This window comes from Planctomycetia bacterium, from assembly GCA_015075745.1.
Classification (GTDB): domain Bacteria; phylum Planctomycetota; class Phycisphaerae; order UBA1845; family UTPLA1; genus UTPLA1.
The window spans coordinates 1470019-1482137 of sequence record JABTTW010000001.1 but is presented as its reverse complement, the minus strand read 5'-3'; the positions used below and the strand labels follow the sequence as shown (position 1 = coordinate 1482137).

Sequence of the window (12119 nt, the reverse complement as noted above, 5' to 3'; positions counted from 1 at the left end):
ATGCCCGAGAAGGAATAGCACGATGAACACGATTCAACAGAAACTCGTCAGCCTGCGCAACCGCGCCCGCCATATTCAGGCCAGCCTCAGACGCTGGTCTCTCTATTGCGACGAGGTCTCAGGCGAAATGAAGGAAGACCTGCTCGTCCGGTTTACCCCGGCCGAGCAGGCCGCTTTTCCCAATGATCTTGAGTTGACGCGAACGAGGCTCAAATCCGTCGCCACCCAGCTCAAGACCCTCTCGCGCTGGTATGACTACGTCCTCGAGCAGACCAACGACCAGCTCGATCGCGCAAGAACCATGCTCGATCAGGGTCGGCCCCACGATGCCCTGGCGATCATCAACGACGCCGAACTGCGCACCGTGCTGCCCAACGAGGACACCTTCGGTTTTGTCTTCCAGGTCCTGCGGCAGCACACCAGTCACGAGCTGCATCAGAAGCTCGTCACCATCGACGCGATCATGCGCGATCTGTACCTGCCGACCGTCAAGCTCGCTCATCAGCGGGGACTGGTGTCCAAGGAATGCCTCTCTCGCACGCCGCTGGCCTATCTCGCCGACGTGCCCGAGGGTCGCGTTCCGTGGCAGCACCACGTGCAGCACGGCATGAACCTCGGTCGACAGATCCCGGTCTCGCTCGTGACGATCCCGCGCCGGCTCATCGGCCAGCCCTGGAGCATCGTCGCCGTCGCCCACGACGTGGGCCGCTGCGTCTATCACGATCTCAACATCAGTTGGGAAATCGCCGGCAAGCTTCAGACCGAGTCCGTCTCCGGCGGCGTTCGCCCACAGGCGGCCGTCCTCTGGGCGCAGTGGCATGAGACGCTCTTCGCGGATGTCTTCGCCACCCTCAAGCTCGGCCCGGCCTACGTCAGTGGCATGATCGAAACCCTCGGCAGCGATCCCGTCGCCGCCGTCACGATCCAGGCAAACTCGCCCGTGCCCCCGGCCTACATCCGATGGCACGTCATGCTGCAGACACTCACGCTGATGAACCTCGGCGAACCCGCCCGGGAACTTTTCAGCCAGGTGCACTTGCTCTGCGGCGACCCCAACCGGCTCGCCATGCAGCTTGGCTCGTCATGGTTGGCATTCGTCACCGAGACGCGCGCCGTCGCTGGTCTGATCGCCCTGTCGCCCTGCCAGAAACTCGGCGGCGGTCGCATCGTGGACTTCGTACAGCCGATCGCGGCCGTCGAAATGAGCACCTCCGGAAAGGTGAAGGACGTCCTCCTCGCCGGCGACGAGACCTGCTCGACGGACCACGACTTTCACTGGGTCGAAACGCTTCAGCACATCCCGACGCCGGCCCACATCGGCCTCGCCGGACTGCGCTTGGCCTTCGACGCCACGGCCGAGTTTGAAACCTCGCGGCGACTCTGCGTCCGCTTCTGGTGCATGATGCAGTACCTTATGGGAAGCACCGAGCCCCAGCGCGAACGCGAAGACCGCGAATTCGCTCCGCCCGACGCCGTTCTCAAGCAAATCGCACAGAACGCCGTCCCCGCGATGACGGCTGGCCATGCGTATGCACCCGGCGGCGCAATGCCCTTCGGCGCGCCGGCCATGGTTGCAGTCGGCCCCAACGGCCTCCCCGTCCCGATGACCGCCATCGGCAACATGCCGATGTCCGTCATGGCTGGAGTCAGCAACTCCGGCGGCAGAATTCCCGGCTCCCCGATTTCGGGATACTCGATCCCTGGTTCCTCCATGCCGGGTCCGATGACGCCGGGCGCTCAATGACATCACCCACGCCGGCGTCGTCTCGATGGCACCGCCCTCGCGCGGCACGGCGTTTATAATTCAACCGACTCCCCCGTGGCCGGCGAACCTCGCCCCCACGGGGGAGCTTTTTGTTTCGCCGATACGCCTCACGGTCGCGCCATCGCGAGACGCTTCCCCTGCCGAACCGTGGCGCAATCGCCACTAAGCAAGGGCTTTCACAAGACTTGCGTATTCACGGACCTTGCCCGGAATCAGGCGGCTTTCTTGACATGATCCGCAGCCCGGCTAGACTCGTCTGTTCGTTTTTGGCCCCTAGTGTAACGGTAGCACGACAGACTCTGGATCTGTTTGTCAAGGTTCGAATCCTTGGGGGCCAGTATGTGACATAGCTTTGGCACCTTCAAACGCGTTTTTCGGGTCGTCATCGCGATTTCGGCGGTATCTCTTCTCTTCATTTCTGGGCGTTTCCAATCCATGCACATGCCATGTGTATCGGGAACTCCTCGGCCGGCTTGGTCCGACGTGCGCATCTCGGATTCTGCCTGGGCTCGGGCCATGCAGTCATTTTGGCGTGTGCATGACCTCCGGAAATCAAGTCCTCTGGTTCGCTTGTGTGCATCGCCAGCTCGCAAGGTTATGCGCAGCAACTAAGGGAACTGTCGGCTCCTGTGCATTCGCTATAAGCTCATGCCGGCGACGCCCTGGGATCGTTGCCGGCAAGCTCCTTGAGGCACCATGACCATCGTCGACTGGTCCATTGTCGTAGGCATGTACTGCGTCCTGTTTTTCGGCGCGATGAAGGCAGGGCGACGGATGCGGGGCGTCGCGGATTATCTCTCCGCGGGCCGCACGGCAGGCCGCTATCTTCTTGCGATTGCCTCGGGGATGGCGGGTCTCGGTGGCATCAGCATCATTCGTGACTTCCAGATGAACTACGAAGCCGGATTCGCCATGTCGTGGTGGGGAATGAGCATGGCCGTCGTCGTCGTCGTCCTGGCGGTAACCGGCTGGGTCAATTATCGATTTCGGGCGACCCGCTGCCTGACGCTCGCGGAGTTCTTCGAGCGCCGCTACAGCAGACGATTTCGGATCTTCGCCGGACTGGTTGCGTTCGGGGCCGGCATTATCAACTTCGGGATCTTTCCCGCCGTCGAAGCGCGCTTCTTCATGCACTTCATACACCTGCCGGAGCGGCTGCAGGTCGGGCCTCTTTCCGCGCCGACCTATCCCCTAGTAATGTTGTTCCTGCTCGGTACGGCCGTTTTCTTTGTTTTCCGCGGCGGGCAGGTGACCGCCATGATGACCAGTTTTCTGCAGGGCGCTTTCGCTAATGTAGTGTTCGTGGGATTAGCGGTTTTTTTGCTGCTGATAATCCCGTGGCGGCACATCAGCGACGTGCTGACCCAGGTGCCGCCGGGCCATTCCAAGATCAATCCATTCGACACAGGATACGTCGAGACCTTTAACTTTCGATTCTTCATCATCGGGGTAATGGGGGTCGTGTACAACGCAATGTCCTGGCAGGGTACCCAGGGATATAACAGTTCGGCGAAGAGTGCTCACGAAGCGAAGATGGGAATGGTGATCGGCACTTGGCGCGGCTACCCGCAGAGCCTGCTCATCATGCTTCTGCCGATCCTGATCTTTGTCGTGATGCATCACGCGGCATGGGGCGACCTGCAGACGCGAGTCGACTCGCAATTGTCCGACATTGCCAATCTGGAAACACGGAGCCAGATGAGGGTCCCCGTGGCACTCGCCGGTTTGCTTCCGGCTGGTCTTCTCGGTGCATTCGCCGCACTGATGTTGTGCGCGTCCATCAGTACCCAAAGCGCTTATATGCATTCGTGGAGCAGCATCCTGATTCAGGACGTGATTCTGCCTTTGCGGCGCAAGCCCATTTCACCGCGCGGTCACTTGCTGCTGCTTCGGATTTCCGCCCTGGGCGTCGCGGCTTTCACGTTTGTCTTTGCGCTTTGCTACGAGCAGAATCAGGCCATCGCGCTATTCCTCGCACTGACGGGAGCGATCTTCGCCGGGTGGTCGGGCGCCGTTATCATCGGCGGTCTGTACTGGAGGCGCGGTACCACGGAAGGAGCTTGGGCTGCCGCGATTCTGGGGATCGGGATCGCCCTCGGCGGACTCGTGCTGGCGAGCGCAAATACCGATTATCATGAACGCGGGCGTACACTCTGGGGCGTGCTGAACTGGCTTGGAGAAGTTCGCGTCGATGCGATCGGCGAATGGCTGAGCAGCCATCTGCCGAACGGGCAGGAGTTGTGGGGCCTGGCCATGCCATGCTGCCTGGCAACATACGTTGTTGTGTCGCTGATCTATCGCCCGCGGAAGTTTGAACTGGACAGTCTCCTGCATCGCGGAAAACATGCGGTCGAGACCTGTCAACCCGAGACTGAGGGAGAGACGTCCGTCGGTTGGCGCGTATTGGGCATGAATCGCTATTTTTCCCGTCGTGATAAATTCCTGTACATCAGCACCTATTTGTGGACGGCCGCATGGGTCATCGTTTTTGCGGTTGGCACGGTTTACATGCTCACGGTGGGATCGTCCGGGGAGGGATTTCGTCAATTCGATGCGGGCTGGATGCGTTTTTGGCAGGTCTATGTCTGGATTCAGGTCGGCATTGCACTGACAGTGGTTATCTGGTTCACAATTGGCGGATTCAAGGACATCCATGCGATGTTACAGCAGCTTCGAACGATGAAGCGCGATGTCCATGATGACGGCATCGTGCGCGACGAGAAGGTGGCCCAGTGAGGCGGTACAGCAGCAATCCCATTATCACCCGGTCCGACATTCCGCCCGGTCGACCCGACCTTGTCGACGTATCGTCCGTCTTTAATCCCGGGGCGGTTCATTGGAAAGGCAGAGATCGCCTGCTGCTCAGAGTCCAGTCGCGCGGACGACAGACCCTGCTGATGTGGGCGGAGCGACCGGGCGACGGCGGCGAGCGCTGGATTGTGCACCCAGACGTTGTCGATCTGCGAGGAATCGAGCGGCAGCCGCTTCGCGCCTATCACATCTACGACCCGCGCCTGACCATTCTCGAAGGAGACCTGTACGGGGTATTCGCAGTTGATACGGATGAAGGATGTCGCCTGGCCATTGGACGATGTCTTAATGAGGGCGATTTTGAGCTGGTTTCCTTTGATCCGGAGGGTGACCGGCGAAACGGCGTACTCTTTCCGGAGCGAATCGGCGGGCGATTTCTTCGGCTTCAACGACCGAATCAACCGGCGAAGAACGGAGGGCCGGTCTCGGGTTCGATGATCGAACTTGCGGAGTCAGACGATCTTGTTTCATGGCGAAGCGCCGGGCCCGTCATGGACGGACGCTGGCGGTATTGGGACGAATTAATCGGCTCGGGTCCGCCGCCGGTGCGAACGCGCCACGGATGGCTGCATCTCTATCATGGCATTGCAACTCACTTCGCCAGCGTCAATATCTACCAGGCGGGGGCCGTGCTTCTGGACTATTCCAATCCGCGGAAGGTCCTTGCTCGGAGCCGCCGGAACCTACTTGAACCACGTGAACAGTATGAGTTGACGGGTCAGGTCCCGAATGTCGTTTTCCCCAGCGGCATGATCATCGATTCACCGGGCACAGAGGGCGTCGCCGAAATGGACAGCATCGTTCGGGTTTACTACGGCGCCGCAGACACCTGCGTCTGCCTGGCCAGGACCACGATCAATGAGATTCTGGATGCGTGTGAGTCTGTCTCATGAAAAACCACCCGCGCGTCGCACATATTGTCTCACATACCCACTGGGATCGAGAGTGGTATCGTACATTTCACGTCTATCGAACGTGGCTATGCCGGACCGTTCAGGCGGTCATGGAAGCGCTGGAAAGCGATTCAGAGTTCAAGCATTTCCTGCTCGATGGGCAGGCGGTGATTCTGGAGGACTACCTCGAGATTCACCCGGAAGATAAGGAACGACTTCGCAATCACATTCGGGCCGGGCGGCTTTCCATTGGGCCATGGTATATTCTTCCGGATGAGTTTCTGGTCGGCGCCGAGGCGATGGTTCGAAACGTACTCATCGGGCATCGTGTGTGTCAGGAAATGGGGGGTTGGAACCAGGTCGGGTACATGCCGGATACCTTTGGGCACGTCGCCCAGATGCCGCAGCTACTCCGGCAGTCGAAGCTCGATTCGTTTATTTACTGGAGGGGTAACGGCGACGAAATTGACGAGCTTGGCCTAGAGTATACCTGGGTGGCGCCCGACGGCAGTGAAGTGCTCGCCATTCAACAGACCGGCGGATACTGCAATGCGGCTGGGCTGGGTCATCGCGAAATATGGCATTCCCATACTCGCAAGACTGTGGATCTGGACCTCGCATCCAAGCGCGTCGGCGAGCTGCTTCGAGTCATCGGCGAGCGCGCCCGATCATCCGTCGCTCTGCTCAACAATGGCTGCGATCACTTTCCGCCGCAACGAGATTTTGCCCGCATCATGGCCCGGCTCCGTGTGGACTTTTCCGACGTCGAGTTTCGTCACAGCGATTTGTCGGAGTATCTTCGCGATGTCCGGAAGTGCGGACATCAGCTCAAGTCGTATCGCGGCGAGTTGATGAGCGGCAAGCTCGCCCATGTGCTGTCGGGTGTCTGGTCGGCGAGGATGTACCTCAAGCAGCTCAACGACCGGTGCCAATCGCTGCTGTCAGCATATCTCGAGCCGCTGTCGGCCTATGTTCATTTCATGCTGGGATGGCAATACCCGGCGGGGGCGATCGCGTACGCATGGAAGCTTCTTCTCAAGAATCATCCGCACGATTCGATCTGCGGATGCAGCATTGATGAAGTGCACGCCGAAATGATTCCCCGTTTCCGCGGCGTGATAGACACGGCGGAAGAGGCGATGGTTCGCCAAATGGAAGCTCTCGCGCCCGAATTCGCCCGGGAGGACGCCGGCGATAGGGACACGGTTCTGTGCGTGGCGAACACGCTCCCTCATCGGCGCTCGGCCGTGATCGAACGGCTTGTGATTCTGCAGCCTTGCTGCGCCGACGTGGATCAACTGCGGCTTGTTGACTCCCGGGGTCGCGAGCTGCCGCACGCAATCATTGATCTCGCGTACGTGGAGCGATTCTGGGGCGTGGACTACCGGCTGTTTCTCGATGTTCAACCACAACTCGACCAGTTCGAGGTCTATCGTCGCGACTTCGGGCCACGGATACTGAGGGACAAAGTCGAGACACCGCTCACGGATCGATATGTTCTGCTTCAATTCGTGGCGGACGAACTGCCGCCGGTGGGCCATGTCAATTATTGCCTGACCGACAGGCCTGCGACCGCGACGTCCCGGGATCTGCCGCAGCCAGTTGTCATCAAGGGCCCCATCATTGAGAACGCATTCTGTCGTGTCGTTGTTCATCCCAATGCGACATTTGACCTGACCGACAAGTCCACCGGACGAACCTACCAAGGGATGAACTTCCTTGAGGATACCGAGGACATCGGAGACGAATACGACTTCGCGCCGTGCGAAAAGACGGAGACGATCACAGCGGCAGGAATCGCTGGAGCGATCACAACTTATCGAGATTCCGGCCTCGTGGGCGCGCTGGAAGTTCAATTTGACCTGGCGCTACCGTCAGCCATCATGCCGGATCGCTCGGCCCGCACGAAAGACCGCGTAGCTTGCCGGGTACGGGCACGAATCGGACTCAATGCGCTAAATGGTGTCGTTGATATCAAGCTTGAAATTGAAAATCTCGCGAGGGACCATCGACTCCGAGCACGATTCCCGTTCGGCATCAAGACTGATCGGATCTGGAGCGACGGCCACTTCTTCGTCAACGCGCGGCCCTTGGATCGACCGGATGGTTCTACATGGGTCCAGCCAAGCCCGAAAACGTACCCGCAGCAGGAATTCTCGGCGGTCGAGGATGATCGCGGCGGGCTGGCGGTTTTCAACCGTGGACTGCCGGAGATGGAGCCGCTCAACGATGGCACTGGCGGCGTGGGAATGGCAATGACGTTGCTGCGGTGCGTCGGGTGGCTATCAAGGGACGATTTCTCAACTCGGCGTCGGCAAAATGCAGGCCCCACCTTGAGTACACCGGACGCACAATGCATCGGTACTCATCGATTCGAGTACGCCGTCATGCCCTATGTCGGAAGCTGGCTGTCAGCGAGAGTCAGACACGCTTGTCAGGCGTGGCGTGTGCCCCCGCTCGTGGTTCAGGGCGTTGAGGACTTGCAGGTGCTCGGGGGAGCGGGACTCGTCGAAGCGACATCTTCGCACGCAGCGATCACTGCGATCAAGAAGCATGAGACGCGAGACACACTTGTCGTACGCGTGTTCAATCAGTCTGACACAGCAGTTACGGAGACGCTGAGACTTGGCAAGAAAGCTGAGGCGGCGTGGCGGACAAATCTGCTGGAGGAACGCGAAGAAAAACTCTCGATGCACGGCGGCCAGATCCTTGAAGTTGCCCTGGGGCCGCACAAAATCGCGACGATCGAAATTGAGTTTGAGAAGCACACGGCCTGAGCTGCCGTGCCATGTCACTTGCACCGTCAATGGCTGCCGCGTCGCCATGAAGACCGGCCGCGGTGACAATCGCCGCGGTGGTGATGAATCCGCCGAACCCGATGGAGAGGCCAGTGTCCCATCGCGATTCGCGCAATGCCCTCCCCAGTGGAAGTTCCTCGCTCCATCCCTGCTGGACTGCGCTCGCATGGAGGAAAAGGTTATAGGGGACAACCGTGGTCCCAATGAGTGCCATGACCGTCAAGACCGAGTGGGGCGGCAGGCTCGGTGATAGGAGACCTGAAAGCAGGTGACGAATGTCGGGCCCGATCATGATCGCCGTCACGATAAACGCGGCGCCCATCAGCCCGACCAGACACGTCAGTAGCTTTTCAACAGCCGAATAGCTTCCGAGGAAGAGGAGTATGGCTGCCAGCGTTGCTGTGAGCACCGCCCCGACTCTGGGGGGACATCGCCAATCGCATTCGGCGCACTTCCATAGCCGCCTCCGCCGAGTGTTTCAACAATTAGAACATCGCCGGCCTGAACAAGTCGGTGACAGATCGACGGCATGAATTCGGCGGACTCGTCGGACTTGGACCCCGCCCGAATGAGCGAATTCACTCCGGGCTTACCGGGATCTCCTCCCGCGATGCCATCGGGCGCCATGGCGCGACACTGTGTCACCAGAGAGACATCGAGCAGTTTGAATATCCAGTCCACCCCAGCGCGGATTCTCTCGAAATTCGCCCATTCTGAAGTCCGACGAATACCCCTTGCAGTTCCACCCGTTAATATGTTACCATATGGTCACATATGGAATCTTCGGCATCGGATGCCGTCTGGCGAGCCCTGGCCGACCCCACTCGGCGGCGAATCCTCGATCTGCTCCGCGACGGACCGCGAACCACCGGCGCACTGGCCGAGTCGTTTCGACGACTCTCACGCTTCGCCGTCATGAAGCACCTCGCCGTCCTCGAGTCCGCCGGGCTTGTCGTCGTTCGCCGGCGCGGCCGGGAGCGGTGGAATCATCTGAACGCGGTGCCCATCCGCGCGATCTACGAACGTTGGGTGCGCCCCTACGGAGCGGTCTGGGCGACGGGATTGTTGAGTCTTCAGCGGCACATTGAAGGCCGGAAAGGTGACAAAAAAAATGGCAGGAAAAAAAAGTAAGACGAAGACCGACTTCGGCGTGGCCCGGGCCGAACTCGAATTCACCTTCAACGCCGACGTCAAGCGCGTCTGGAAGGCACTGTTCAGCGAAACCTCCAAGTGGTGGCCGGCGGAATTCTACAACGTCCCGTCGCCCAAGGGCTTCCACATCGAAGCCAAGCTCGGCGGCCGCATGTACGAAGACTGGGGCAACGGCGCCGGTCTCGTATGGGGCAACGTCATCGGTGTCGATCCCGGCAAATCGGTGGACCTCATCGGTTACCTCACGCCCGCGTTCGGCGGCCCCGCGATGGTCAATCTGAAATTCACCTTCAAAAAGTCCGGCAAAAAAACGATATTGCAGGTTTCGGACACCTCATTTGGACAGATCACCGACGCCAAGCTGGAGAGCACGCACCAGGGCTGGATGTGGCTTTTCGACAAGGCGATGCGGAAACACTTGGAAAAATAGAGACTGCCGGGTACGCGGACGGCTGCGGCGCTAGGCCTTCTCGGCGAGAACCTGCGCAAACTGCCACACTTCGTGAAACGTGTTGTACAGCGGTACGGGCGCCACGCGGATGACATTTGGTTCTCGAAAGTCGCCCTTGATCCCCGCCTCCTCCAGCCGCTTGAACAGTCCCTTGGCGTCGTCCCGGGCGAGGATCGAAAGCTGACAACCATGCGCCGCGGGCTCGCTTGGCGTGATGATCTCAAATCGCTTCGACGGCATCGTCTCGATGAGAAATCGCAAATAGCCCGTCAACATTTCCGACTTGGTACGCAGCGCCGGCATCCCCGCCTCGTCGAAGATGGTCAGTGACGCCCGCAGCGGCGCCATCGAAAAGATCGGAGGATTGCTCACCTGCCACGCGTCCGCCGTGCTAACCGGCACAAAATCCGGCAACAGGTGCATCTGAAATCGAGTCGCCGGATCGTTGCCCCACCATCCCGCCAGCCGGGGCAGACTGGGATTGCTCGCATGACGCTCATGTACATAGCACCCCGCGACCGCACCCGGTCCGCAGTTGAGATACTTGTAGCTGCACCACACCGCGAAATCGACGCCCCAGTCGTGCAATGAGAGCGGCACATTTCCTGCGGCGTGGGCCAGATCGAGTCCGACCACGCAGCCCTCGCGCTTCGCCATCGCGATGATGCGCCGGAGGTCGTAGTGCTGACCGGTAAAAAAGTTCACACCCGCAAACAACACGAGCGAGATCATGTCGCCATGATCCTCCAGCAGCGATTCGATGTCGCCGGTGTGCATGCAGTGCTCGCCTTCCCGAGGTCGTGTCATGACAACGGCATCATTCGGATCGAACCGGTGCATCGCCGCCTGGCTCTTGACGGCGTACATGTCCGAGGGAAAGCAGGGTGTGTCGATTAGGATCTTGTAACGGCTGCGCGTGGGTCGATAGAAGGTCGCCAGCATCAGGTGCAGGTTCACCGTCAGGCTGTTCATCATGACGACTTCGCCGGGCTGCGCCCCGACGAGTCGCGCCGCCGCCTCGCGGAATTGCTCGTGATAGCGGTACCACGGCGACCGGCCGTCGAAGTGCGCGTCCACGCCGAGCCGCGCCCAGTCTTCCAACTCCTGTTCGACCGCATCCTTTGCCGCCTTCGGCATGAGCCCGAGCGAGTTGCCGCAGAAATAGATGACCGGCTTGCCGTCCCGGCCGGTCGGAATGCAGAAGCGATCTCGGAATGCGCGAAGCGGGTCTTTTTCGTCCAGCCCGCGGGCAAAGGACTCAGAGGCCTCGAAGTGCGGGCTTGGCGTTTTCTTTTGCGCGGCCATTTCAGAGGATAATTTAGCCGCTTGGGCAGCGAACTACCAACCGACCCGGTTAGACGATTAACCGCCATGCCGAACGCCAAGCCTGGGACGAAGCGTGCGACGAGTCCCTGGTCATGCCTTCACGCGAACGTCTTAAACTCGTCGAGTGCCGCGCGGATTGCTTTCACCGCGGTAGAAAAATGTTGCCGATGCCCGAGTTATCGGGTATAGTAAAGTCGTGAGGAATCGGCATCCGTCGTATGAAAGTGGATCCGGTAGGAGTCGAATCATCCCGTATTTGCCATTTATTCATTCTTAAGCTGGTATTCCCGGTGGTTGTCAATTGACGGCCATCGGCCGACTCCCTCCCGCCTCCCTTTATATCACGATCCGTTTCATCTCGACAATTGAGTGTGCGTTGCTTACGCGCTTGGTTTGCGCGCGCTACGTCGTGCACACGATAATTCCGCGCGCCAAGCCGGGCAGCGATGGGTCCGCGTCGCTGAGCGTCAGGGCGGCGCATGTCAACTGCAAACATCGCAGGCGGGCCGCCTGCGCAAGGATTTTGCCGGTGAAGGGAGGCTGATGGTGGTTGAAGAGGAGGCTCTCAATGCAGCAAAGGAGGCTCTCGGCTTTGTGTAGCTAAGGAGGCCGTCGATGAAAAGAAAATGCGCGATGTACTGGGCCTTAGGTGCCGTGGCGGCGACTTCACAGTCCGTTCTGGGGCAACCCGAACCGGGCTGGTCGGATCAGTTTGCTACCGGAGACCTCGACGGTGGAGTCGTTCGGTGTATGGCCGTCTTCGACGAAGACGGCCCCGGCCCGGGCCTGCCAAGCCTTTTCGCCGGCGGATCGTTTCGCACCGCAGGTGTCGGCGGTCCGTGGGTGGCGGCAATCGCTCGTTGGGATGGGGTGCGATGGACCGACGTCGGGGGAAGCGCTTCGTCGGTTTCGTCAGGTTCACC

General features: G+C 60.0%; 8 protein-coding genes and 1 tRNA gene. 7 read left to right on the top strand and 2 right to left on the bottom strand.

From position 1 onward, the window contains the following. Nucleotides 1–22 precede the first annotated feature (22 nt). The 5 genes from HS101_05800 to HS101_05780 all read left to right on the top strand — a co-directional run bounded on the left by HS101_05800 (nucleotide 23) and on the right by HS101_05780 (nucleotide 8246). Nucleotides 23–1744 (top strand): hypothetical protein, encoded by a 1722-nt coding sequence (locus tag HS101_05800; protein ID MBE7505786.1) that lies wholly within the window; start codon nucleotides 23–25, stop codon nucleotides 1742–1744. A gap of 288 nt (nucleotides 1745–2032) precedes the next feature. Next, nucleotides 2033–2103, top strand: a tRNA-Gln gene (locus HS101_05795). A gap of 358 nt (nucleotides 2104–2461) precedes the next feature. Next, nucleotides 2462–4501 (top strand): sodium:solute symporter, encoded by a 2040-nt coding sequence (locus tag HS101_05790; GenBank protein MBE7505785.1) that lies wholly within the window; start codon nucleotides 2462–2464, stop codon nucleotides 4499–4501. Continuing rightward, on the top strand, nucleotides 4498–5469 hold the full coding sequence (locus HS101_05785; protein ID MBE7505784.1) for a glycoside hydrolase family 130 protein: 972 nt from the start codon (nucleotides 4498–4500) through the stop codon (nucleotides 5467–5469). The genes HS101_05790 and HS101_05785 overlap by 4 nt, the downstream gene beginning before the upstream one ends. Beyond that, the gene (locus HS101_05780) at nucleotides 5466–8246 is read left to right on the top strand and encodes a hypothetical protein (GenBank protein ID MBE7505783.1); all 2781 of its coding nucleotides are present in this window, start codon (nucleotides 5466–5468) and stop codon (nucleotides 8244–8246) included. The genes HS101_05785 and HS101_05780 overlap by 4 nt, the downstream gene beginning before the upstream one ends. Before the next feature lie 360 nt (nucleotides 8247–8606). Here HS101_05780 and HS101_05775 read toward each other — a convergent pair whose 3' ends face one another. Then, on the bottom strand, nucleotides 8607–8948 hold the full coding sequence (locus HS101_05775; GenBank protein MBE7505782.1) for a hydantoinase B/oxoprolinase family protein: 342 nt from the start codon (nucleotides 8946–8948) through the stop codon (nucleotides 8607–8609). A gap of 93 nt (nucleotides 8949–9041) precedes the next feature. Between HS101_05775 and HS101_05770 the strand changes: the two genes are divergently transcribed. After that, on the top strand, nucleotides 9042–9398 hold the full coding sequence (locus HS101_05770; GenBank protein MBE7505781.1) for a helix-turn-helix transcriptional regulator: 357 nt from the start codon (nucleotides 9042–9044) through the stop codon (nucleotides 9396–9398). Continuing rightward, entirely contained in the window at nucleotides 9379–9849 is a 471-nt protein-coding gene (locus HS101_05765; protein MBE7505780.1) for a hypothetical protein, read from the top strand. The genes HS101_05770 and HS101_05765 overlap by 20 nt, the downstream gene beginning before the upstream one ends. Before the next feature lie 30 nt (nucleotides 9850–9879). Here the strand turns inward: HS101_05765 and kynU are convergent, their stop codons facing one another. After that, a complete protein-coding gene (kynU, locus tag HS101_05760; GenBank protein ID MBE7505779.1) occupies nucleotides 9880–11175 on the bottom strand; it encodes a kynureninase in 1296 nt (431 codons plus the stop codon). Between the last annotated feature and the right edge of the window lie 944 nt (nucleotides 11176–12119).